This is a genomic window from Vibrio sp. PID17_43 (assembly GCF_002608565.1).
Classification (GTDB): Bacteria; Pseudomonadota; Gammaproteobacteria; order Enterobacterales; family Vibrionaceae; genus Vibrio.
In genome coordinates this window covers 65914-91201 of sequence record NZ_LIXM01000012.1, presented here as the reverse complement: position 1 = coordinate 91201, position 25288 = coordinate 65914, and the positions used below count along the sequence as shown (strand labels likewise).

General features: G+C 44.6%; 24 protein-coding genes. 4 read left to right on the top strand and 20 right to left on the bottom strand.

The annotated features are described in order from the left end of the window. Positions 1-187 precede the first annotated feature (187 nt). Together AK965_RS10425 and AK965_RS10420 are read right to left on the bottom strand one after the other, a co-directional pair. The gene (locus AK965_RS10425) at positions 188-1129 is read right to left on the bottom strand and encodes a chemotaxis protein CheV (protein WP_099079550.1); all 942 of its coding nucleotides are present in this window, start codon (positions 1127-1129) and stop codon (positions 188-190) included. 255 nt (positions 1130-1384) lie between these two features. Continuing rightward, on the bottom strand, positions 1385-2602 hold the full coding sequence (locus AK965_RS10420; protein ID WP_099079549.1) for an ROK family protein: 1218 nt from the start codon (positions 2600-2602) through the stop codon (positions 1385-1387). A gap of 318 nt (positions 2603-2920) precedes the next feature. Here AK965_RS10420 and pyk point away from each other — a divergent pair, with 318 nt between their 5' ends. After that, entirely contained in the window at positions 2921-4363 is a 1443-nt protein-coding gene (pyk, locus tag AK965_RS10415) for a pyruvate kinase (protein WP_099079548.1), read from the top strand. A gap of 148 nt (positions 4364-4511) precedes the next feature. Here pyk and AK965_RS10410 read toward each other — a convergent pair whose 3' ends face one another. Next, the gene (locus AK965_RS10410; protein ID WP_099079547.1) at positions 4512-5645 is read right to left on the bottom strand and encodes a patatin family protein; all 1134 of its coding nucleotides are present in this window, start codon (positions 5643-5645) and stop codon (positions 4512-4514) included. Between the two features lie 18 nt (positions 5646-5663). Continuing rightward, on the bottom strand, positions 5664-5756 hold the full coding sequence (locus tag AK965_RS10405) for a YnhF family membrane protein (RefSeq protein ID WP_099079546.1): 93 nt from the start codon (positions 5754-5756) through the stop codon (positions 5664-5666). Positions 5757-5882: 126 nt separating this feature from the next. Between AK965_RS10405 and AK965_RS10400 the strand changes: the two genes are divergently transcribed. Further along, positions 5883-6473 carry an outer membrane beta-barrel protein gene (locus tag AK965_RS10400; protein ID WP_099079545.1) on the top strand — a complete coding sequence of 197 codons (591 nt, stop codon included), beginning with the start codon at positions 5883-5885 and terminating at the stop codon, positions 6471-6473. 105 nt (positions 6474-6578) lie between these two features. Here the strand turns inward: AK965_RS10400 and AK965_RS10395 are convergent, their stop codons facing one another. From AK965_RS10395 to yceD, 15 genes are all read right to left on the bottom strand, one after another. Then, entirely contained in the window at positions 6579-6980 is a 402-nt protein-coding gene (locus AK965_RS10395; protein ID WP_099079544.1) for a hypothetical protein, read from the bottom strand. Positions 6981-7217: 237 nt separating this feature from the next. Further along, on the bottom strand, positions 7218-8648 hold the full coding sequence (gene ptsG / locus AK965_RS10390; RefSeq protein WP_099079543.1) for a PTS glucose transporter subunit IIBC: 1431 nt from the start codon (positions 8646-8648) through the stop codon (positions 7218-7220). 442 nt (positions 8649-9090) lie between these two features. Next, complete coding sequence (locus tag AK965_RS10380; protein ID WP_099079541.1) at positions 9091-9858, bottom strand: TatD family hydrolase; 768 nt, start codon at positions 9856-9858, stop codon at positions 9091-9093. Then, the gene (locus tag AK965_RS10375) at positions 9849-10811 is read right to left on the bottom strand and encodes a DNA polymerase III subunit delta' (protein WP_099079540.1); all 963 of its coding nucleotides are present in this window, start codon (positions 10809-10811) and stop codon (positions 9849-9851) included. Before AK965_RS10375 ends, AK965_RS10380 begins: the two co-directional genes overlap by 10 nt. A gap of 24 nt (positions 10812-10835) precedes the next feature. Next, the gene (gene tmk, locus AK965_RS10370; protein WP_099079539.1) at positions 10836-11468 is read right to left on the bottom strand and encodes a dTMP kinase; all 633 of its coding nucleotides are present in this window, start codon (positions 11466-11468) and stop codon (positions 10836-10838) included. Further along, positions 11465-12481, bottom strand: a complete 1017-nt coding sequence (gene mltG, locus AK965_RS10365; RefSeq protein ID WP_099079538.1) for an endolytic transglycosylase MltG — start codon at positions 12479-12481, stop codon at positions 11465-11467. The genes tmk and mltG overlap by 4 nt, the downstream gene beginning before the upstream one ends. Next, a complete protein-coding gene (pabC, locus tag AK965_RS10360; protein ID WP_099079537.1) occupies positions 12478-13293 on the bottom strand; it encodes an aminodeoxychorismate lyase in 816 nt (271 codons plus the stop codon). Before pabC ends, mltG begins: the two co-directional genes overlap by 4 nt. A 108-nt stretch (positions 13294-13401) precedes the next feature. Then, positions 13402-14649 carry a beta-ketoacyl-ACP synthase II gene (gene fabF, locus AK965_RS10355; RefSeq protein ID WP_099079536.1) on the bottom strand — a complete coding sequence of 416 codons (1248 nt, stop codon included), beginning with the start codon at positions 14647-14649 and terminating at the stop codon, positions 13402-13404. Positions 14650-14742: 93 nt separating this feature from the next. After that, complete coding sequence (gene acpP / locus AK965_RS10350) at positions 14743-14976, bottom strand: acyl carrier protein (RefSeq protein WP_004406112.1); 234 nt, start codon at positions 14974-14976, stop codon at positions 14743-14745. Between the two features lie 244 nt (positions 14977-15220). Beyond that, complete coding sequence (fabG, locus tag AK965_RS10345) at positions 15221-15955, bottom strand: 3-oxoacyl-ACP reductase FabG (protein ID WP_172438126.1); 735 nt, start codon at positions 15953-15955, stop codon at positions 15221-15223. A 34-nt stretch (positions 15956-15989) separates the two neighbouring features. Beyond that, entirely contained in the window at positions 15990-16913 is a 924-nt protein-coding gene (gene fabD / locus AK965_RS10340; RefSeq protein WP_099079534.1) for an ACP S-malonyltransferase, read from the bottom strand. 76 nt (positions 16914-16989) lie between these two features. Continuing rightward, complete coding sequence (locus AK965_RS10335) at positions 16990-17940, bottom strand: beta-ketoacyl-ACP synthase III (RefSeq protein ID WP_099079533.1); 951 nt, start codon at positions 17938-17940, stop codon at positions 16990-16992. A 5-nt stretch (positions 17941-17945) separates the two neighbouring features. Beyond that, positions 17946-18971, bottom strand: coding sequence for a phosphate acyltransferase PlsX (plsX, locus tag AK965_RS10330; RefSeq protein WP_099079532.1), 1026 nt, complete (start codon positions 18969-18971; stop codon positions 17946-17948). Positions 18972-18980: 9 nt separating this feature from the next. Further along, a complete protein-coding gene (rpmF, locus tag AK965_RS10325) occupies positions 18981-19151 on the bottom strand; it encodes a 50S ribosomal protein L32 (protein ID WP_004414666.1) in 171 nt (56 codons plus the stop codon). 58 nt (positions 19152-19209) lie between these two features. Further along, positions 19210-19734 carry a 23S rRNA accumulation protein YceD gene (gene yceD / locus AK965_RS10320; protein WP_099079531.1) on the bottom strand — a complete coding sequence of 175 codons (525 nt, stop codon included), beginning with the start codon at positions 19732-19734 and terminating at the stop codon, positions 19210-19212. Between the two features lie 149 nt (positions 19735-19883). Here yceD and AK965_RS10315 point away from each other — a divergent pair, with 149 nt between their 5' ends. Continuing rightward, complete coding sequence (locus tag AK965_RS10315) at positions 19884-20465, top strand: nucleoside triphosphate pyrophosphatase (RefSeq protein WP_099079530.1); 582 nt, start codon at positions 19884-19886, stop codon at positions 20463-20465. 152 nt (positions 20466-20617) lie between these two features. Here the strand turns inward: AK965_RS10315 and rluC are convergent, their stop codons facing one another. After that, entirely contained in the window at positions 20618-21562 is a 945-nt protein-coding gene (gene rluC / locus AK965_RS10310; protein ID WP_099079585.1) for a 23S rRNA pseudouridine(955/2504/2580) synthase RluC, read from the bottom strand. Between the two features lie 634 nt (positions 21563-22196). On the opposite strand from rluC, the gene rne reads away from it, so the two are divergent. Further along, on the top strand, positions 22197-25256 hold the full coding sequence (gene rne, locus AK965_RS10305) for a ribonuclease E (RefSeq protein ID WP_099079529.1): 3060 nt from the start codon (positions 22197-22199) through the stop codon (positions 25254-25256). Positions 25257-25288: the final 32 nt, after the last annotated feature.

The following is a 25288-nucleotide window of genomic DNA, read 5'->3' as shown; positions in this document are numbered from 1 at the left end:
AGATTTTAGCCATATCATTAAACGGAAATACCCTATATTGATAAGTCAAGATAGACTCATAAGTGAAAAGTGACGTGATATACCTACCTATTTCATTGTTGGAAATAGGTAAAAAAGCAGAGCGAATTGCAATACATACAACACCAGTACTTATGGGTAACTTAGTCACAAGATAAGAAATATTCGTTTATACGATTTGACGCATCCGCTCTTGTGCTACTTGGACCAAAAGATCAGGTTGGAATTTCGAGATAAAACGGTCACACCCAACCTTTTGCACCATGGCGTCATTAAAGCTACCGCTTAATGACGTATTTAGCGTAATAAACAACTGCGACATACGGGGATCAGAACGAACTTCATGCGTCAGCCTATAACCGTCCATTTCTGGCATTTCCGCGTCTGTTATCATCATCAACAGTTCTTTCTCAATGTCTTTGCCTTCATCACACCAACGATTAAGCAAAGTCAGAGCTTCTAAACCATCACGACATTCGATGATGTTCAATCCAAGCTGAGACAAAGTATCTCGCACCTGATTACGTGCAGTAGAAGAATCATCGACGATCAGAACATTACGGCCAACCAACGCATGGGCAAGTTCTTGGTCTACAATGCCATCAGAGATAATCACATCGTAGTGAACGATTTCTGCTAGCACCTTTTCTACATCAATGATTTCTACAATTTGAGAAGTATCGCTGTCTTTCACTTGCGTGATTGCTGTTAAATAATTAGAACGACCAGAAGTCAATGGCGGCGGTTGAATCTCTGTCCACGCTGTATTGATGATATTTCGTACAGAACCAACCAAAAAGCCTTGTACCGAACGATTATATTCCGTGATGATTAAGTTCTCTTCTTCCGCCTCACCACGTAGCGGTGGGAAACCGATCGAAGCACGTAAATCAATCACAGGCACAGCCTCACCACGTAATGAAGCAACACCTCGAATGTTATGGTGAGAACCAGGTAGCTTGGTCAACGATGGGAGCTTTATCACCTCTTTCACTTTAAAGACGTTAATCGCAAACAACTGGCGACTATTTAACGTGAACAACAAAAGCTCAAGTCGATTTTCACCCACTAAATTTGTGCGCTGATCAACCGTATTTAACACTCCGGACATATTACTACCTAACGTTGCAAGACTATCTTTCACTCGTTATAGAAAACCGTGTTGAAATAACAAAGTAATACTTTAATATGAGCACTAAGGGCTGAAAGATGAGTGTGCCCTAACTACTTATGAAACTAACATTAATGCTATTGATATAGCAATGAAACGTTGCTCAGAATGACAACTTGTCAACCTCCGAGCAATTAAAAAAGGGCGAACTATCTCGCTCACCCTCATAAACATTTTATGAAAACGAAAATGAGGTTAACCCTCAATTACCTTCATCAATAACTGACCATCGTACAGAGCCTGCTTGATAAGCGCGGCTCCCGGCATGGTGGCTTGCTTGTAAAAACGGGATTCCACCAACTGCAGATCTTGGTGGTAAACTGGCAAGCTTTGTTCTTCAATGCAACGACGAACCGCTGGATATAACACTTCTTTAGCCTGATTTATCACGCCACCAATCAGTATTTTTTCAGGGTTAAACAGGTTAATCACTATCGCAATCGCAGAACCTAAATAACGGCCAAGTTTTTCAATCACATCAACAGCCAGTGGATCACCATTTGCTGCTGCTTCACAAATGCTCTCGATGCTCATCTCCTCTTGTTCAGCAAGAGCTGACGCTTCGCCATTCGCAATACGAGTGACAACTTCTTCTCTTATAGCCTGCGAACTGGCAACCGTTTCTAAACAGCCAATATTGCCACAATGGCAACGCTTGCCATTTGGGTCGATTTGAATATGGCCCAATTCCCCAATGTTACCGTGGCGACCTTGTAATACTCGACCATCAAGAATGATGCCGGCACCCAAGCCATGGTGAATAGAAATCAGTACTGAGTTGTCGTTATCTTGAGAGTGACCAAACAGCTTTTCTGCTAATGCCCAAGCACGCGTATCGTTGGCAATAAAAACTGGCAAGCCAGTCGCTTTGTAGATCTCAGGGCCGAGAGCTAAGTTCTCGACATTGTAGTGAGGCATTTGCAGCACAATACCCTGCTCTGAATTCACTAGACCTGGTAGAGTGATCGCAATACTGGTAACACGATCGAGTTGATCCGCGTAAGTTTGGAAGAACTCATCAATTTCATAAAGTAAACGTTCCAATACATCATCTTGGTCGAGTTCATGAATTTCGATTTTGGTGTCGATAAGTACATCGCCCCCCAATTCATGCAACGCGATGGTCAAGTACCCTCGCCCCAAACGCATCGACAGAAATTGCCAACCTTCATTATTGACCTGTAAACCCACCGCAGGGCGACCACGACTGGTCGCTTCCTGTACGGTTGTTTCATGAATCAAATGGGCTTCAATCAATTCTCGAGTGATCTTGGTGATACTCGCAGGCGCAAGCTCGCTTTGCTTGGACAAATCAATTCGAGAAATTGGACCCTTGAGGTCAATTAGTTTATATACACGACCAGCATTGACCTGTTTGATATGATCAATATGGCCCGGTTGAGCCATGTACATTTTTCGCTCCGAAATTCTATAACGGAGTAATTTTTTTACTTTGCGAAGTAATTGTGAAGTGAATTGATAAATCCCCGTGACAAGCATCACGTATAAACATGTTCGTTTGTGTATTCAATCAAATAACAAGAATTCTACTCCTGTTAAATTATCTGAAAAACAACTTATTTTATTCTTCAAATTAGTTAGCAAAGCCTGTGTCATCGTCTTTTTCAGCACTTTGCCCCAAATACAAACTATCTGCATGTGCCGTGCATATACTTAGCAAGAATAGAATTTGAGTGCTCTTATCCTACACCTGCATTCTTCGGAGAATCTATGACTTCCATATTAAGAAGAACAAAAATTGTCACCACACTCGGTCCGTCAACCGATAAAGGCAATAACCTTGAGGAGATAATCAAAGCTGGTGCCAACGTCGTTCGTATGAACTTCTCTCACGGCACCAGTGAAGACCACATCCAGCGCGCACAAAAAGTCCGTGCTATTGCTGCAAAACTTGGCCGCCAAGTCGCAATACTGGGTGATTTACAAGGCCCTAAGATCCGAGTGTCCACCTTCAAAGACGGCAAGATCACGCTTAGCGTCGGGGATAAATTCACATTAGACAGCGATTTACTAAAAGGTGAAGGTAACCAAGAATCGGTTGGCCTTGATTACAAAGATCTACCGAAAGATGTTACACCTAACGATATCCTGCTTCTTGACGATGGCCGCGTGCAACTGCAAGTTACTAGCGTTAAAGGTAATAAGGTTCATACCCGCGTCACCGTTGGGGGGCCACTTTCCAATAACAAAGGCATCAACAAAAAAGGGGGCGGGCTCTCCGCTGATGCGCTTACTGAAAAAGACAAAGCTGACATACTGACGGCAGCAGAAATTAAAGTCGATTATTTAGCAATTTCTTTTCCGCGTAACGGCGAAGACATGCATTACGCTCGTCGTTTAGCACGCGATGCTGGCCTAGAAGCTAAGTTAGTTGCCAAAGTCGAACGCGCAGAAACCGTTGCTAATAATGAGTCTATCGATGACATCATCCTTGCGTCAGATGTTGTGATGGTAGCACGCGGTGACTTAGGCGTAGAAATTGGCGATCCGGAACTTGTTGCCGTACAGAAAAAACTGATTTGTCGTGCGCGCAGCTTAAACCGCCTTGTTATCACCGCAACTCAAATGATGGAATCGATGATCACTGCCCCCATGCCTACGCGGGCAGAAGTCATGGATGTGGCAAACGCCGTGCTCGATGGTACCGATGCGGTGATGCTCTCTGGTGAAACTGCAGCAGGCCTATACCCTATTGAAACCGTGAAATCCATGGCTGAAGTGTGTATGGGAGCAGAAAGGATGTCGGAAGCGAGCCTATCGACTTATCGTATGGACCGAACCTTTGCCTCCGCTGAAGAAACCATCGCAATGGCAACCATGTATTCCGCCAATCACATGGAGGGAATTAAAGCCATGATCGCTCTCACCGAATCAGGGCGAACAGCATTGATGATGTCACGCCTCAGTTCTGGCTTGCCGATTTTTGCACTCTCTCGAAATGAATCCACACTAAACCGTGCAGCTCTATATCGTGGGGTCACTCCGGTTTTCTTTGATCCAAAAGGGGAAACTGGGTTGACGGCAGCGCAAAATGCTATTGACACACTAAAAGAGCATGGGTTGCTCGATAAAGGAGACCTCGTGATCATCACTCAAGGAGATGTGATGGATGTGGTCGGCTCAACCAATTGTTTGCGTATTCTTTCCGCTTAAATACGTTATCGAGTTAATAAAACAAGATTCTTGCCGGGGCTCGCATCAGAGCCCCTTTGCTCGTGTAGTATTATTCCAATCATTTTTTGACGCCGTTATCGCGTCTTTTCAACCCGCTAGAATGAACCATTATTTACAACGATTAGTATTAACTATCCATGTTCAATTGATCATAGAGCTGAATAAGATTTAAACCTGTTTGTAAGCCAAGTTGGTAATCATGCTCAAGCGCTTCAGGATCACTAAGTAAAGAAGAAGAGCGCAGTTCCTGTTGCGGAGCGAGTTGTAGAATAAAAGTGTCATCGGGCGGAGTAGATAAAAAAGCCTGGGTAAGTTCAAACGTCTGATAATGTATCATCAGCATATCAGCTAAACCCGAGTCGAAGTTCTCGCCAATGAGATGACTCAAGCGATACAAGTTATCTGCCCCAAACAGCCATCGCCCTCCGTTGAGCAACTGTCTACCTGAAAGTTTGGAGTGATGAGCGATATTAATTTTCTGTTGAAAAAAGTTACTCCAATCGTCTTTCCACTGGTTCACACGCTGCTGCCAAGACTCTTGTACTGAGTTTATCGACTCTCGATACCACTCAACTTCTGTATCCCCAATTTCACTTTGTGATTTGGCTTCTGATGCCGAAAATGGCTCGGTCCGGATCACAATAATATTACGGGCATTTTGACGCCAAGCTTCCTGAACAGGGATAGATGCCGAGACTCCACCATCGACAAACATTTGATCTTCAATCGCAACTGGGCCTTGATACAATTTTGGTATGGCACATGTAGCGACCATCGTGTCTCGCCACTCATTCCCCAAAATTGGTAAATAATGATCAGCGAGTGTCTGTGCATTGGTCACTGCTGCAAACGCTCCCCGCCCTCGTAATGCCTTTCGACCAAGATCGACGTCTAATTTATAAGGGTAATCTTGAATACGCTCTAGTGCCCATTCTAAGCCCAAATATTGCTTATTTCGTATGTAGCGGATGAGATTAAAAAATTCGGGGGAGGTCGTAAGTTCTGTGATAAAGGCTTTACCCAAACCATGTTGACGACATAAGTATGAGCATAGGTTTAATGCGCCAGCAGACGTGCCATAAAACTCATCGAAAGGGTCAAAATTCGAAAGCAAAAATGCATCTAAAACACCAGCGGTAAAAATCCCTCTCTGCCCACCACCTTGAGTGACTAGGGCAGTTTTGCCTCGTCGAAAATGCTCGTAAACGTCAACATTGAGCTCGACATAGCTATTCGTGATGATACCGCTGTTACGCATCATAGCCGTAGGGCCTTAGGATTAAGCTGTCGTGATTGCAATAATGCCAAATGATAATAAAACGGCGAATACTACGACGACAATAAGTAACGCTGATTTTAGATCGTGTTCCATAAACACCTCCTTCACTTTAACAAAGTAATAACATTGGTGTGGGGTATGTTCAAGATTTGTCTGATTTAGTCGCACAATTTTGGCGAAGGCATCACAATTAACTTAGTCGTAATAAGGAGATAAGAAATGAATAATAAACTTAACTGGCTAGTTGGAAGTATATTATTAGGCTGTTCTATGGGCGCTCAAGCAAACGTGACTATCACTCCATTTATCGGTTTTACTGTAGGTGGCGCAGCTGAAGATGAAAATGAACGCGACTATGACATTGATCCTACAATTAATTATGCTTTAGCAATCGAAACACCGTTAGAGTTGGGTAAAATTGGGCTGTTTTACTCAAACCAATCTTCAGAGCTGAAAGATGTCAACAACGCTTCAAATATTCACTATCTTCAGTTTCAAAGCAGTATTTACTACCCGGTCTCCCCAAGATGGCAAGCCTATATTGGTTTAGGCCTAGGAGGAGCTTACATCGACGCGGATTGGGTCGATGATAAATACGGTTTTTCTGCAAGTGCATTTTCTGGACTTGAATATGAGTTTTCACAGAACGTTGCCCTCACCGCACAAGTTCGTTGGCTTGGCACGGTGGTCGATAATGATACTTCAGGAGCGTGCGTGCTGCCGACCGATGGTTCAAATTGTGTCATCAGATTCGAAACGGATTGGATGAACCAACTCCAGTCTAATATTGGTTTAAGCTTCCGTTTTTAATTAACGGCGAATGACAACAATAAGTGCCGGTAAGTTACCGGCATGTTGTAATCACGGTTAACGCCTTGCTTCAAATCGAGGCTCATGAGTCAGAATTCCAGTTGCTTAAAAATTGTATTTCATACCAATCGCACCACCAATCTGAAGGTCTGGACCTTGATACAATTCTAGCTCCGGTTGAATTTGTGCGTACAAATCCCACCCTTTAGATAGATCCCAGTTCAAACCCAACGGGACACGAAGACCAAACTCATCATTCCATTCATACCAGCCACCAACGCCGACATACCAACTGACTGGCATATTCTGGTCAAATGAACCACGTTTGGCGATGTAATCAAATGCCATTCCATCGTTGCCAATAATGCCTCGGTACTGCTTATCGATTTCCACAACAACACTGAGTTGTTGGTCTACCGCCATTCCTACTGATAAGTCTTTTGATTGACTTGCCGCTAATACGACACTTGGCAGCATTGCTATCACTAGCATCAATTGCTTTTTCATACTCGTCATCACTCTTAAAAAACAGCGTACATAATTCAAACATGGCGGGGGTTTGTTGTGTCAGCAGCAGGTAAGAGTAGCGTACGAAAAAAGCGACACACGTAAGAATGAGAGCAAGATCACAGCACACATCAACACTATGGCAGTGACACCATAGAGACAGAAACCAGAAAAGAAATCGAGGAATGGTAAGTATAAAAAAGGAGGCCGAAGCCTCCTTTTTATCAATGATTGAGATTAGCCGTGACTACGAATCCACTCATCCATTTCAGTTTTTAGATTGTCAGACTTGGTACCGAAGATAGCCTGAACACCACCTGCTACAACAACAACACCAGCAGCGCCAAGTTGTTTCAGTTTGTCTTGGTCAACTGCAGCCGTATCCGCTACTGCCACGCGTAGACGCGTGATACATGCGTCTAGACCAGTGATGTTTGCTTTACCACCGAATGCCGCAACAAGTTCTCCACCCATTTCTGAAGCAGCAGTCTCTACAGATTCAGCTGACTCGTCTTCACGACCAGGAGTTTTTAGGTCAAGAGCCGTAATCACTGCACGGAATACTACGTAGTAGATTGCAGCGTAAACTAGACCAACAGCAACCATCAGACCCATCTTCTGAGAGTTACCAGATAGAACTAGGAAGTCGATCAGACCGTGTGAGAATGAAGTACCGTGCACAAAACCTAGAGTGTTAGCAACAACGTATGCAGAACCCGCTAGTAGAGCGTGGATACCGTATAGTACAGGAGCAACGAATAGGAATGAAAATTCGATAGGCTCTGTAATACCCGTTAGGAATGAAGTCAGAGCCGCTGACGCCATGATGCCCATTACTTTCGCGCGGTTTTCTGGTTTAGCACAGTGCGCAATAGCGATTGCTGCAGCTGGTAGACCAAACATCTTGAACATGTAACCACCTGCTAGCTGACCGAAGCCATTACCAGCAGCGCGAGTTGCTTCGTCTGCAACTAGGTAACAAGTAAGTACGCCGTTTTGAGTTTCGCCAGCAGCGTTCACACAAGTACCAGCTTCAAAGAAGAACGGTACGTTCCATACGTGGTGTAGACCGAATGGGATAAGTGTACGTTCAACAACGCCGTAGATACCGAACGCTAGTTGTGGGTTCTGGTGTGCAGCCCAGTCAGAGAATGCTGAGATAGCACCACCGATTGGTGGCCATACAACAGAAAGAATAACCGCTAGAAGAATCGCAGCGAAACCCGTGATGATTGGTACAGCACGTTTACCTGCGAAGAAGCCAAGGTATTCTGGAAGTTGGATTTTGAAGAAACGGTTAAATGCCCAAGCAGCAACACCACCGACAAGGATACCACCTAGTACGCCGGTATCGATTTTCTCAACACCCATGATGCCAGCCATAACACCTAGCGTTGCTGTCATGATGCCGTAACCAACGATTGCAGCAAGACCTGCTACACCATCGTTGTTTGTGAAGCCTAGTGCTACACCAACAGCAAATAGAAGTGCCATTTGGCCAAATACTGAGCCACCAGCTTGTTCCATTAGGTTAGAAACGATGTCTGGAATGAAACTTAGGTGGGCAGCACCAACACCTAATAGGATACCTGCGACTGGTAACACTGATACTGGTAGCATCAGAGCTTTACCAACTTTTTGCAGGTTGGCAAAAAGGTTCTTAAACATGTTTATGCTCCTGATAAATTATAAGTTTTATTTGGGCACTAACGGATCACCCCCGTAGCCTAAATGTTAGCACCCATGAAAATGTAACCACACGTTGCATTATATTTTTCGAGGCTAAATATATATTGATGACCCTCAAACTTTCCACATAGTTACGAAATTTAATTTCAAAACAAGTCTTGGATCACATGAAAAACCAGCAACAAGAAGGATTATATCAATTCTAATTATCTGTTTTTAAAGACACTTTTCATGTTGATAATTAATTTTAAGGCGTGAAGAAAATAAAGCACGATGTTATTTTTAGTAACAAAATTACATTTGCAGTTTTTGAATGCTACTAAATCAACAAATTCAGTATACATTAAACTAAACAATGCTTTTGATGTATTTATAAACAAAAAAGAGGCAATAGCCCCTTTTTGATACACATATTGATTTTTCATCGCAAAAAAAGATTTCGGAAGTTTTCGGTGGTTTTTTGCCCTACCTCACCCAGTGAACACCCTTTTAGTTGCGCAATATAAGCAGCGACTTCGACGACATAGGCTGGCTGATTCTCTTTTCCACGGTGTGGAACAGGCGCAAGGTAGGGGGAATCGGTCTCAATTAACAACTTTTCTAACGGCAGCGCTTTCACTACCTCTTTCAGTTCTGTCGCCTGGCGGAAAGTGACAATACCGGAAATTGAGATGTAGAAGCCCAAATCCAACGCAGCTTCTGCAAAAGGTAAATCTTCAGTAAAGCAATGGATCACACCACCACATTTATCTGCCCCACCGTTACGTAGGATATCTAACGTGTCGGCGCGCGCATGGCGAGTATGAATGATCAAGGGTTTATTGAGCTCTACCGCAAGTTCGACTTGCTGCTCAAAACGCGTTTTTTGCAGCGAAGCTGTATCGGGTTTGTAATGGTAATCCAAACCCGTTTCACCAATAGCCACCACTTTATCGTGAGAGGCATGCTGGCGTAATGTTTCCATAGAGAACGCGCTTTCTACATCTAATGGATGTACACCACAAGACGCATAAACGTTGTTATATGGCGTGATCATTTCCAGCATTTTAGGGAAAGAGTCCAACGTCACTCCTACAGACAATAGCTCTTTTACGTTAGCTTGCTTTGCTTTGTTAATAACGTCTTCCACATTAATATGGAGATCATCGTAATTCAATTTGTCTAAATGACAGTGCGAATCTACGAACATAATGCCTCTCGTGACTCAATTAACCAGTTCATTGATAGTAGCTCAAGGTTTAAACCAGGTGAGCTCTGTAATTGGGCTTTCAACGCCAGCAGTTTCTGTGCTGAAAAGTAAAGTCCATTATAATTATTGGGCTGGAACTTAGTTGCTCCGGGTAACTGATCGGGTTCCATGACGCCAAACTGGGCTTTTTGTGCGTCTGTGAGTAAATACCACGCCCAATCTAACGTTTTATTAGGGTTCTTAGCCATCAGTGATGCACACTGATATACATCGGAGATCGGTGAAGACAACGTCTCAATAATGCAACGCTCAAACGCTTGGTATTCATCAAGCTCACCGCTCTTAACAGCATCTAGCGTATTAATCGGAGAGCCCATGTTCAGCTTAAGTGCATAAGCTGGTACTTGTGAAGCGCCCTGCTCGTTCATCCAGCTCATTGCTTGGTCCGTAGAAGGTGGGGTCACCACCCACTGCTGACAGCGACTCTGAATCGTTGGCAACAATCGTTCTTGGTTATGCGTAACCAACAAAAACAAACACTTTTGTCCAGGCTCTTCCAAGGTTTTCAGCAGAGCGTTAGAGGCTGACTCATTCATTGCATCAGCAGGTTCAATAATGAACACTCGGTAGCCATTAAGCTGAGAAGACTCATGTGCTAAGCGGTTACATGCTCGAATTTGATCGACTGTAATCGATTTCCCCTCTTTTTCGGGTTTGATCCAATGTAAATCAGGATGATTATTAGCCTGGCTCAACTGGCAACTATGGCAAAAGCCACACGCTTCACTACTATAATTTTGACAAAGCAGTACTCGACTGAACAAGCCGACTAGCTTATCTACTGCTAGCCCTCTCTGACTCTGCAGCAGCAACGCCCCAGGAATACGGTCTGAGTCCAAGCTTACTTTGAGGTTATCCCAAACGGGCTGTAACCATGGAAAGTCATTTAACATGAGCTACCTCAATCCACGTTTTGCTTACAATGATGCTAGCCATTCGTTCAAAGCGGCTTTAATGTCTTGCGCCACTTCTTCAATCGACTGCTCAGCGTTGATCACTACAATGGAATCATCTGCATTTGCGAGCTCCAAGTAACGCTCACGCGTTCGCTCAAAGAAGCTAATGTCCATCTTTTCAATACGATCGAGTTCACCGCGACCACGTGCTCGCTCGAGGCCAACACGAGGGTCAAGATCCATGTATAACGTGAAAGCCGGCTTAAATTCACCTAAGGTGGTGTCACGAAGATTTTTCATCAACGACTCGTCGATTTGGCGGCCACCACCTTGATAAGCTTGAGAAGACAAATCATGACGGTCGCCAACTACCCATTGACCATTTGCTAGCGCTGGCTTGATCACGTTCTCAACCAATTGAACACGTGCTGCGTAGAGTAAAAGCAGCTCTGTCATGTCTTTCAGGTCTTCGCCTTCGTGCCCTTCTTTAACCAAAGCGCGCATTTTTTCGGCTAGCGGTGTGCCACCTGGCTCTCGAGTATTGACGATATCTTCGATGCCCGCAGCATTTAGCGTGTCTAAAACGGTTTTAATCGCCGTGCTTTTACCCGCGCCTTCGAGGCCCTCAACGACAATAAAGTTTGCTTTCATCATTTGTTCTTTCTTAGTTCTCTTAAATAGGCACGTACAGCACGATTGTGCTCTGCAAGGGACTTCGAAAACACATGTCCGCCCTTTCCACTTGCTACGAAATATAGATAATTACTGTTTTCTGGGTTTAAAGCAGCTTCAATCGATGCCTCCCCCGCCATGGCAATCGGCGTTGGCGGCAATCCATTGATAGTGTATGTGTTGTATGGCGTTGGAGTACGCAAATCTTTCTTACGAATATTACCATCGTAGGCATCACCCATGCCGTAGATAACGGTCGGGTCCGTTTGCAGGCGCATACGTTTATTTAGACGGTTTACAAATACAGAAGCCACGCGCTCACGCTCTGAATCAATCGCGGTCTCTTTTTCGATAATAGAAGCCAGAATCAGCGCTTCATATTTGTCTTTCAGTGGCAGTTTTTCTTGACGCTGTTCCCATTGTGCATCAAGAATTTTATTTAACTTGCTATGTGCACGATCTAAGATCTGACTTTCGCTTGTGCCAGCGGTGTAATGGTAGGTTTCAGCAAGAAATAAGCCTTCAAGCTTTTCACGATCAATCCCCAATTTTTCAGCCATCTCTTTTTCAGACAGACCTGTCAAATCATGTTTTACATAAGGCGCGGTGCTGAGTTGGTCGACCCACTCAGAAAAGCGGCTGCCTTCCACAAACGTGATAGCAAACTGATGTTCTTTACCCGTATTGAGCTGTTCTAACGTTTGATAGAGAGAAAGCTTTGGCTCTAGTTGATAAGTGCCCGCTCTCACCTGAAGAAGCTCTGGATAAAGATGAGGCATCAAGCGAGTGTAGTCAGAAGCTTCGATAATGTTATCTTTCACCAAGTCGCGCATTACTCGGTGAAAGCTAGTGCCATTTTCTACTGTAAACAGCTGCGGCTGCTCAATAAGAATAGGCGAGTGAACGTATTGCTTAGTTTGTGAAACAACGTAAAAAACACCTGCTGCACTAATAGCGGCAATCAGTACAACAAACGCAAACAGTTTTTTAATCACGTATTTAGATTCCCTTGAAGTCGTCGTGTCAATTTTCCAATTGGAAATTCAATCTTGTTATCTGGTGTTGAAATACCGGAAATCGGCGCAACACCCAGTAGTGAGTTACACATCCACACCTCTTCTGCATCAAGCAGATCCGTCAGTGTGAATTCGGCTACTTGCACTGGGTAACCTTCAGTTTGGAGAAATTCCAATACCTTACGGCGCATCACGCCAGCCACACCAGACAAACTCAACCGCGGTGTGTATACCCGTTTACCATTAACCCAAAAAAGGTTTGCCATTGTAGTTTCAATGACATGATTTTGCACATTTAACGTCACAGCGTCGGCAAATTCAGAACCTTCAATTTCTGCCTTTGCGAGAACCTGCTCTATTCGGTTGTTGTGCTTATGGCCAGCTAGGAGCGGTTGAATGCCTAGGCGGGTTTTGCAAACGCCTAACTGCACGCCATTTTCTTGCCACAAAGTATAATGAGAAGGAAATGCGAAGTTCGAAATGGTTACAACCGGACCATCTATACCGACGGGACTGTATCCACGTCCACCAGTGCCACGACTGATGTGAATTTTGATTCCTGCCGACTCGTCTTTTAAGACCGCAAGCATCGCCCAATCAAAAACCGTATTCCAATCAGGAAAAGGTATGTGCAATGTTTTTAGACACGCCTCCATACGCTCAATATGTGCTTGCCAGTGCTCCAACTGACTATGCTTAGTCTTGATGGTGGTAAAACAGCCATCACCATATTGAAACGAGCGATCACCGAGCGAAATATGCGTTTGTGGAAGTCCATTTACCCAGAACATTCAGATACCCTTTGATTTCTGATCGACAAATAAAACAAAACGGCTCAATGCTAAGCATCGAGCCGTTAGAATACAAGTTTCACTACTCTAAAACTGTGTTAAAGAGTTTTACTCTGCAAACTTTTTGAATACAAGTGAGCCGTTTGTTCCGCCGAAACCGAACGAGTTACAGATCGCGTATTCCATATCAACTTTACGCGCAGTGTGCGGTACAAGGTCAATATCGAGGCCTTCTTCTGGGTCATCTAGATTGATCGTTGGTGGCACGATTTGGTCAACCAGAGACATCACCGTGATGATCGCTTCAACTGAACCCGCCGCACCTAAAAGGTGACCTGTCATAGATTTCGTTGAAGAGACAAGTACTTGTTTTGAGCCTTCTTCACCAAGAGCACGTTTCACACCCTTGATTTCAGCTACGTCACCGGCAGGAGTAGAAGTACCATGAGCGTTAACGTAACCCACTTGTGTACCCGTGATCTTCGCATCACGCATTGCCGCTTCCATCGCTAGTGCGCCACCTGAACCATCTTCACTTGGAGAAGTCATATGGTAAGCGTCACCAGACATACCAAAGCCCACTAGCTCTGCGTAAATCTTAGCGCCACGTGCTTTCGCGTGCTCGTATTCTTCCAGAACCATCATACCTGCACCGTCACCAAGAACGAAGCCGTCACGGCCTTTGTCCCATGGACGAGATGCTTTTTGAGGTTCATCATTACGAGTTGAAAGTGCTTTAGCCGCCCCAAAGCCAGCCATACCCAGTGGTGTAGATGCCTTCTCTGAGCCACCTGCAACCATTGCCTCGGCATCACCGTATGCGATCATACGTGCAGCGTGGCCGATGTTGTGAAGACCTGTCGTACATGCTGTAGAGATCGCGATATTTGGACCACGAAGACCACGCATGATAGATAGATTACCTGCCACCATATTAACGATGGTCGAAGGCACAAAAAATGGGCTTACTTTGCGAGGGCCTTTTTCAACAAGCGCTGTATGGCCTGTTTCGATTAGATCTAGACCGCCAATGCCTGAGCCGATTGCTACACCAACTCGAGCCGCGTTTTCTTCGGTAATTTGTAAGCCAGAGTCATCTAACGCTTGGATACCCGCGGCGATGCCGTACTGGATAAAGAGATCCATTTTACGAGCATCTTTTTTAGACATGTACTCTGTGCAATCGAAATCTTTAATAAGACCTGCAAAACGAGTTGAGAAGTTTGTCGTATCGAAATGTTCGATGTTAACAATACCACTTTGACCTTCTAGCAGGGCTTTCCAAGATGATTCTACTGTGTTGCCTACCGGTGACAACATACCCATGCCAGTGACAACTACACGATGCTTGGACACGATATAATTCTCCGGGAATTGAATATTTCTATGAGAGGATAGAAGAAGTTAGAAAGAACACAGGCGGTCTAGGAGACCGCCTGGGAGAGATAATTACTGAGCGCTGTTTACGTAGTCGATTGCAGCTTGAACAGTAGTGATTTTCTCTGCTTCTTCATCAGGAATCTCAGTGTCAAATTCCTCTTCTAGAGCCATAACTAGCTCTACAGTATCTAGAGAATCAGCACCTAGATCGTCAACAAAAGAAGCTTCATTTTTAACTTCTGCTTCGTCCACACCTAGCTGTTCAACAATGATTTTCTTTACGCGTTCTTCGATGTTGCTCATTTTTTTTTCCTTTACAGATTTCGCCTAATGCGATGATTCCGTAGTTTATTCGAACTATTGAAAGTTGCAAGGGGGTCCTTGCTGGTCAAACCACAAATTTAGCGAAATTAACCGAATTTCAATACATTTTTGACTTATATCATGCACAAATGTTGTGCATAACCATGACAAGTTTACGACAGTTAACAGCAACTATAGGCTATTTTTCACAAAGTAAAATAGCTCATTTTGCACGAACTGTGCGTTAAACCATATACATACCACCATTTACATGCAACGTTTCACCAGTAATGTAAGCCGCTTCAGGTGAAGCTAGGAACACAACTGCAGAAGCAATTTCACGAGGATCACCTAGACGGCCTGCTGGCACGTTCGACAACGTTGCTGCACGTTGGTCGTCATTTAGCGCCTTAGTCATGTCAGTTTCGATGAACCCTGGCGCTACCGTGTTAACCGTTACGCCGCGAGAAGCGACTTCACGCGCCATCGACTTAGTAAAACCGATCACACCAGCTTTTGCTGCTGCGTAGTTCGTTTGACCAGCATTACCCATAGTACCTACAACTGAGCCTACGTTGATGATACGGCCAGAACGCTTTTTCATCATGCCACGTAGAACGGCTTTAGACATGCGGTAGATTGGCGTAAGGTTCGTATTGATGATGTCGTTCCACTCATCGTCTTTCATACGCATTAGTAGATTGTCACGAGTAATACCGGCGTTGTTGACTAGAATATCGATCGCGCCAAATTCATCGTTGATGGTTTTTAGTGTTGCTTCGATAGAGTCAACGTCCGTCACGTTAAGTGCTAGACCTTTGCCATTTTCACCTAGGTATTCGCTGATCGCCGCTGCGCCGCCTTCAGAAGTCGCCGTACCGATTACTGTCGCACCGCGCTCAACAAGAAGCTCCGCAATCGCACGACCAATGCCACGGCTTGCGCCTGTCACAAGAGCGATCTTACCTTCTAGATTCATCATGTTGTGTTTTCCTTTTCTTATCGTGAACGAATTACTTAGCAGCTTCTAGCGAAGCAACGTCATTAACGGCTGCTGCGCTTAGTGTCTTCACGATACGTTTCGTTAGACCTGTCAGTACTTTGCCAGGGCCAAACTCAAGTAGGTTTTCTACACCTTGCTCGCTCATTAGCTGTACGCTTTCAGTCCAACGTACTGGGCTGTGTAGCTGACGAACAAGTGCATCTTTTATTTTTGCAGGATCCGTTTCCGCCGCCACATCAACGTTGTTGATTACTGGAAGTTGTGGTGCATTGAATTCGATAGACTCTAGCGCGACAGCTAGCTTCACTGCTGCAGGTTTCATTAGTGCACAGTGTGAAGGCACTGAAACAGGAAGAGGAAGTGCACGTTTTGCACCTGCTTCTTTACATAGTGCGCCCGCACGCTCTACTGCGTCTTTACTACCTGCGATAACAACTTGACCAGGCGAGTTGAAGTTTACTGGAGAAACCACTTCACCTTGCGCTGCTTGTTCACACGCTTTTGCAATCGCTTCATCATCTAGACCGATAATCGCGTACATTGCACCTGTACCAGCAGGTACTGCTTCTTGCATAAGTTGACCACGTAGTTCAACCAGTTTGATTGCTTCTTTAAAGTCAATCACGCCAGCACATACCAATGCTGAGTATTCACCTAGGCTGTGACCCGCTAGGTTTGCTGGTTGCTCAAGACCAAGCTCTTGCCATACACGCCAGATAGCAACAGATGACGCTAGCAAAGCAGGTTGAGTACGGAAAGTTTGGTTTAGATCTTCTGCAGGTCCATTTTGAACAAGCGCCCATAGGTCGTAACCTAGTGCGTCAGATGCTTCTGCAAATGTTTGTTTTACTACGTCATATTGTTCGCCTAGATCAGCAAGCATACCTACAGCTTGTGAGCCTTGGCCTGGAAATACGATAGCAAACTTGCTCATGTTGTCTTCCTTTAAGCAAAGTAAAAAGAAATAAGATGCACCTTAGCGCATCTTAAATTTTTAATTCTTATGAAACTTAGAATTTCACTAGGGCAGAGCCCCAAGTGAATCCCCCGCCAAACGCTTCAAGAAGCAGGGTTTGACCACGTTTAATACGACCATCACGAACCGCTTCATCCAGTGCAGTTGGCACTGTTGCAGCAGACGTGTTGCCGTGTTTATCTAATGTAATCACGACTTGGTCTAGTGACATCGAAAGTTTCTTCGCTGTCGCTGAAATAATACGATAGTTCGCTTGGTGCGGCACTAACCAGTCTAATTCAGACTTGTGCATATCGTTCGCTTCAAGCGTATCTTTTACTAGCTTAGAGAGCTGAGTTACGGCCACTTTAAAAACTTCGTTGCCCGCCATGTGCAGCCACTGGTCGGCATCTTTGCCACGTTGTGGCACAGGAAGACTCAGTAGATCGCCAAATTGACCATCTGAATACACGTGTGTAGAGATGATACCAGGCTCTTCGCTAGCACCCACAACCACAGCGCCCGCAGCGTCACCAAATAGAATGATGGTTGAACGGTCAGTCGGGTCACATGTTTTTGACAATGCGTCTGCACCAATCACAAGTACGTTTTTGCACATACCCGTTTTAATGTGTTGGTCAGCGACAGACAATGCGTATACAAAGCCGGAACAAGCAGCGGCTAAGTCAAAAGCAGGACAACCTTTAATACCAAGCTTTGCCTGCACCTGACACGCAGATGAAGGGAAAGTATGGCTACTGCTTGTGGTCGCAACGATAATGAGGTCGATATCATTTTTATCGATGCCGGCCATATCGATTGCATTTTCAGCTGCGTAGAATGCCATGTCCGCAACAGTTTCATCTTCTGCTGCAATTCGACGCTCTTTAATACCTGTGCGAGCGACGATCCACTCATCACTTGTATCTACCATTTTTTCTAAGTCAGCGTTCGTACGCACTTGAGATGGCAGGTAGCTGCCAGTACCTAAAATTTTGCTATACATGAAGACTAATAATGCCTCTCGAGTAAAACCGCTTCCAAACGATCGCTAATACGGCTTGGTACTTGTCGTTTGACCTCGTGTACTGCCTCGCCAAGTGCATTGACAATCGCAGATACATCCGCACTTCCATGGCTTTTTATGACAATGCCGCGCAATCCTAGCAAACTTGCGCCGTTATACTGGTCGGGGTTCAGTGTTTTTAGTTCATTAAATAGCCGAGAAAACAACTTTCTAGCAATCCACCCCTTTATCGTTGATGCCATCATGCTCGTTTTGAGCTTTTCGATAAAGAGATGCGCTGTTCCCTCACTGGCTTTTAAGCATACATTGCCGACAAAGCCATCACAGACAATAACATCGGCAACATCATGCAAAATTTGATTACCTTCAATATAACCAACAAAGTTAATCGTGTCGGTTTGAGAAAGCATTTCTGCACAGCGTTTAACTAAATCGTTCCCTTTGATTTCTTCTGCACCAATATTCAATACAGCGACACGAGGGGGACGACCTAAATGTTCTTCTGCTAGTGCACTACCCATTACAGCAAATTGGAAAAGGCTGTCGGCATCACACGACACATTCGCCCCAAGATCTAACATCCAAGTACGTTTTCCACTGATGGTAGGTAAAGCTGAAACTAATGCAGGACGTTCAATACCAGGAAGCAGCTTAAGAATAAAGCGTGACAGCGCCATTAGCGCGCCGGTGTTACCACCACTCACGCAAGCATCGGCCTCACTTTCAGAAACGAGATCGAGCGCCATACGCATAGAACTGTTTTGACTATTACGCAGCGCTAAAGAAGGTTTTTCTGAATTTGAAATCACTTTCTCACTATGAACAATGCTCAAACGAGAACTGGTTGAGGTACCTAGTTGAGATAATTGAGACGTGATCAGAGATTGATCACCTATAAGAATCACTTTTAGCTCTGGGAAATGAGACAGTGCCTGCACGGCGGCAGGCACTGTTACGCGTGGACCGAAATCCCCGCCCATTGCATCAAGTGCAACGGTAATATTTTGCAAAGGTCAACCTTACTTGTTGATAACCTTTTTGCCACGGTAGTAACCTTCAGCAGTTACGTTGTGACGTAGGTGAGTTTCACCTGAAGTTGCATCTACAGAAAGTGCTGCTGTAGTTAGTGCATCGTGTGAACGACGCATACCACGCATTGAACGTGACTTCTTGCTCTTTTGTACGGCCATTGACCCTACTCCTATACTATTGGGTTCAAAGATGAGAAAGCATCAATTACCACACTGATTACTTTTTCAAACTTTTCAAAACGTCGAATGGATTCGGTTTCTTTTCCTCAATTTCTTCAGGAATCTCACCAAAAACCATGTTATTTGAATCAACGCTACAATCCGCTTCATCATGCATCGCAATTTGAGGTAATGCTAAGATGAACTCGTCTTCAACCAGTTGTATAAGGTCTAATTCACCATACTCATTTAGATCTACCAAATCATAAATTTCTGGTGCTTCCTCTTCCGTCTTCTCACCGTAGTAAGGAGTGTAAAGGAATTCAACTTCACACAGATGTGTGAATACCTCGTTACAACGCTGACACTCTAATTCGACTTCGATGTTAGCTTTACCAGAGATAACAACAAGTCGCTGTTCATCTATCTCAAATGACAATGAGACTTCTGCGTCGCGTTTTACGCCATCAGTCATTTCCGCTAAGCGCTTAAAAAGACTAGCTTGGATGATGCCATCGAAATCTAGTCGTTTCTGTGCCGCTTTAGCCGGATCAACCGTTCGCGGTAATTTTACCTTTTGCATAGGGCGCGAATATTATCTTCCAAATCAAAATTAGTCAAAGAAAAAGGAAAAAAAGTTGTACTTTTTTACGCTTAACATACAGAGCATTAGCCAGAATCAATTTTGATCGATTATGCTATCTAAAATGCTTTTGTGAATTGTAATTCAAAATGAAAAATTACCAACTTGTTTTAGCCTCAACTTCCCCTTTTCGTAAACAATTGCTGGAAAAACTTTCAACACCGTTTATTTGCGTGTCGCCAGATTGCGACGAAACACCACAGCCTGATGAGCGTCCGTTGGACTTAGTACAGAGGCTCGCCATCGATAAAGCGACATCCTGCGATACAGAGCAGCCTAGTTTAGTCATAGGTAGTGACCAAGTGTGTGTCATTGATGGCAAAATTGTTGGTAAACCACTTGACCGTAACAATGCCATTGCTCAACTACTTGCCCAAAGCGGCAAAGTCATCACTTTTTATACTGGACTCGCCGTGCACAACACCGCAACAAACCATACTGAAGTTGGCTTCGATACTTTTGAAGTTCACTTCAGGGTGTTGAGTCGTGAGCAGATTGAACGCTACGTCGATAGAGAAGAACCCTTTTACTGCGCGGGCAGTTTTAAGAGTGAAGGAATGGGTATTTGTCTGTTTAATAAGTTAGTAGGCAAAGACCCGAATACCTTAGTAGGGCTGCCACTTATCGACTTGATTGATATGTTACAAACGCAAGGTTTTGACGTTTTGTAATGTTCTATGGCATATATCGTAAAGACAAAATGAGCCTTTACGGTAAAGATTCCTTCCCCCTCTCTTTGTCAGTCTAAGGGATAGTTGAATTGGTAACATTAAAAAGGGAGCGCTATGCTCCCTTGGTGATACCTTTAAACTCATGTGCTGGATTAGCTTTTTCTCAAACCCACTAACACTTTTTCTAGTTTAGGTCCCATCGGCGCATTAATTTCTATCCATTCATCGTTTGATGGATGTTGGAACTTTATATTTGCCGCATGGAGAAACAAACGGTCAAGGCCAACCTGTCCGGTGTAAGCATCAAAGCGTCGGTCACCATAGCGGTCATCCCACGCAATAGGATGGCCGGTGTATTGAGTATGCACTCGAATTTGGTGAGTACGGCCAGTAATTGGGCTCGCTTGAATCAACGTCGCTTGCTCAAACTTTTCCAGAATTTTAAAACGTGTTTCAGAAGGCTTACCATTCGGGTTAACGCGCACGATGCTGTTCACTTCATTTTTCAGTAATGGTGCATTAACCACTTTACAGCTGCTCTTCCACTGTCCCATCACCAATGCGAAGTAAAACTTTTTCACTGTTTTTTCACGGAACTGTGCTTGCAAATGACGAAGCGCTGAACGTTTTTTTGCGACCAATAAAATGCCTGAGGTATCTCGGTCAATACGATGTACAAGTTCAAGGAAACGAGCTTGTGGTCGTAACGCACGTAGTGCTTCGATAGCGCCAAACTTCAAACCACTACCACCATGCACCGCTGTGCCGGACGGTTTATTAAGAATCAACATATGATCATCTTCAAAAATGATCATATCTTCAAGCTCAGCTACTTTATTCAACTTAGTGCTTGGCGCTACGTCGTCTTCTTTCTTCTCTACCGTTACTGGTGGAATACGAACGAGGTCACCCGCTTTCAGTTTATACTCAGCCTTAACTCGCTTTTTATTTACGCGCACTTCGCCCTTACGCACGATTCGATAAATCATGCTTTTTGGGACATCTTTTAATTGGTTGCGTAAGAAATTATCAATACGCTGACCCGCCATATCTTCGTCTATATCGACAAACTGGACTTGTGTTCTTATTTCGCTCATGTGCGCTATTGTAAACGCAAATCTGTATGACTTCACATTATTCTTGCGACGAAAGAAATACTTGTTGGCATAAATTGAGCCAAAATGCGCCAAGCTTTTGTTTAAATTATTAAAACCCACCACCAAGTTGGCGGTTTGTTTTACATCTTTGTTATTTTCAACAGCCAAGTGCTTATTAAACAGCCAGTTATGAATTTGAAAAATTGAATTAGCGCCGATTTTTCTATCGTTTGCGTGAAAGCCGATTGCTGATATCCACTCGCGCTGCTATAGTTCACAGCTGCTAAGGAAGGTTTGGTTACATTTTGTTCATTACCAATCATCTATCCCAAGCAATGTGAGTAGACTATTGAAGATCAGGTGCAGCATTGGCGTAAGACTCTTTGAATTCAAAACACTTACCACTCTACTCCTCGCATATTCACGTTGAGTATCTACCGCCCGAATAGCGGGTCACAAGTTTTTCGTTTCTAACCGAAACCCTAAGAGATTTGTGATAACTGACGTGCCCAAGAGCATCCCCTTCCAGCCGGGAGGCTGCAATATATAAGCCATGGGATCAGGCACCGTGAAAGAGCGAAAAAAAGTGGTAAGAAAACGAGAAAGATAAAAGAGAAGACAACGAGAATTTTCAATGAAAAGAATGTTAATTAACGCAACTCAAAAAGAAGAGTTGCGTGTCGCTCTGGTTGATGGCCAGCGACTTTTCGATCTTGATATCGAGAGTCCAGGACATGAATCTAAGAAGGCGAATATCTACAAAGGCCGTATTACACGTGTCGAACCAAGCCTAGAAGCCGCATTTGTTGATTACGGTGCTGAGCGTCACGGTTTCCTCCCTCTCAAAGAAATTGCCCGCGAATACTTCCCTGAAGGTTACACTTACCAAGGTCGTCCAAGCATTAAAGAAGTGCTAAGCGAAGGGCAAGAAGTAATCGTACAAGTGGAAAAAGAGGAACGTGGTAGCAAGGGCGCAGCTCTGACTACTTTCATTTCTCTTGCAGGTAGCTATCTAGTCCTGATGCCTAACAACCCACGTGCTGGCGGTATTTCACGCCGTATCGAAGGTGACGAGCGCACTCAGCTAAAAGCAGCGCTAAGCACTTTAGAACTGCCACAAGGCATGGGGCTAATCGTTCGTACCGCTGGGGTTGGAAAGAGTGCTGAAGAGCTTGAATGGGATTTGAACGTACTACTTAACCACTGGAGTGCGATTAAGGACGCGGCAGACTCTAACCTTGCCCCATTCTTAATCCACCAAGAAAGTAACGTTATCGTTCGTGCAATCCGTGATTACCTACGTCGCGACATTGGTGAAATCCTAATTGATAGCAACACCATTTATGAACGTGCTAAAGAGCACATCAGCTTGGTTCGCCCTGATTTCATTAACCGTGTTAAGAAATACGAAGGCGAAGTTCCGCTATTTAGCCACTACCAAATCGAAAGCCAAATTGAATCAGCATTCCAACGTGAAGTGCGCTTACCTTCTGGCGGTTCTATCGTTATCGACCCAACAGAAGCGCTAACCTCTATCGATATCAACTCAGCTCGTGCAACAAAGGGTGGCGATATCGAAGAAACGGCACTGAACACAAATCTAGAAGCCGCTGATGAGATCGCTCGTCAATTGCGTCTACGTGACCTAGGTGGTCTGGTTGTTATTGACTTCATTGATATGACACCTGTACGCCACCAACGCGAAGTAGAAAACCGTCTGCGTGAAGCTGTTCGTTTAGATCGTGCTCGCGTCCAAATCGGCCGTATTTCTCGCTTTGGTCTACTAGAGATGTCTCGTCAACGCTTGAGCCCTTCTCTTGCAGAAGCAAGCCACCACATCTGTCCTCGTTGTACGGGCACGGGTGTTGTTCGTGACAACGAATCTCTAGCACTGTCTGTTCTTCGTCTAATTGAAGAGGAAGCATTGAAAGACAACACCGCTCAAGTTTTGGCGGTTGTCCCTGTTCCAATTGCTTCTTATCTATTGAACGAAAAGCGTCGCTCAGTAAACCACATCGAACGCAATCAAGAAGTGAAAATCACGGTTGTTCCAAACTCAGATATGGAAACACCACACTTCGAAGTAATCCGCGTGCGTGAAGGCGAAGAATTTGATCTACTTTCTTACTTACTTCCTAAGAAACTGGAAGCAATGAAAGAAGCGGAAGGCAAAGAAACAACAGAAGTTGAAATTAAGTCTAAGCGAATTGAAGAGCCTGTTCTTAAAGGTTTTGCTGCGCCGACTCAAACTGCACCAGCGCCAACTCCTGCATCTAAGCCGGCTCCAGCAGCGAAGAAGAAAGAAGTCGTACAAGAAGAAAAACCTGGGCTATTTAGCCGTCTGTTCAAAGCCTTAGGTAGCTTCCTATTTGGTGGTTCTGAAGAAGTAAAAGAAGCGCCGAAACAAGAAGAAAAGAAACCGAACCGCGATAACAAACGCAACCGACGTGATCGTAACGACCGTCGTCGTGGTAACCAACGCGATAATCGTGAGACTCGCGATAACCGTGATAACCGCGATAACCGTGATAACCGCGATAACAAGCGTCGTCGCAAGCCTCGTGATGAACAAGCGACTGAACAAAGCGATGTTCAGCAGTTAAGCAAACCACAAAACCGTAATCAAAAGCGTAAGCCAAAACCTCAACAAGCTGAGAAATCACAAGAGCAAAAAGCAAACGTAAAAGTAGCGGAAAAAGGTCTGCAGCTCGCCGCAGAAGCGCGTTCTGAAGCTAAACCAGAAGAAATCAAAGCGAAGACAAACGCCAAAGCAGAGAAAGTGAAAGAGCGCCGTCAACGTCGCAAACTAAACAAATCTGTGCGCGTTAAGGACCAGCAAGCGGCTGAACAACTCGTTGAGTTGCCAGTTGAAGCTCCTGTTGAAAAGCCAGTTGAGGCAATCGCAGAAGCACAACAAGACAACCTTCAAGCAGAATCTAAACAGCGTCGCAATCGTCGTTCTCCACGTCACCTACGTGCAAGTGGTCAACGCCGTCGTCGTGGTCGCGATCGTCGCCCTAACCCATTCCGTCTACGTAAGGGTGGCGTAGCTTCTCCTGAGATGGCAATGGGTAAAGTGATGCCACGCTACATTCAAAAACCAGCGCCGAAGAAGGAAGAGCGAGTTCAAGAAGAAGCAGCAGCGACGGCAGTATCTGCAATCCAAGGTGGTTTTGCTTGTCCAGAAATGGCGATGGGTAAAATTATCATCCGTTGTGAGCACCATGCCGTCGTTGACGCGCCAGTTGTTGAATCAAAAGTTCAAGAACCTGTAGAGGCTAAAATGGAAGCTCCATTCGTTAAAGCACCAGTTGCTGAGAAAACTGAGTCTACAGTTGTTGAAACAGCACCAGTAGAGCTTATCGTTGATGCACCTGTAGCGGAAATGACTGAAACAGTTGTAGAAACTACACTTACTCCAGAGCCAGTGGCTGAAGCGGTAGAAGAAACTGTAGAAGAAATTACAGTTAAATCACCGGCAGCAGCACCAGTATCTGAAGTTGAAGTTATCAACGTTGCCACTAAGCCACGCGCTAGCGCACCGATGACGAAAGCACCGGGTCCTCAAGAGCTTCGTGAAATTACGATTTCAGCAGCACCGTTTAAAGCCGAGCGCTACGCACCGAAAGGCGCAGGCAGCCAAGTAGCAATAAACCGTGCATCTGCAGGAATGACAAAACCAAACTTCAACTAAGTTTGTCGTCACTATAAGTAATTGAAAGGCTG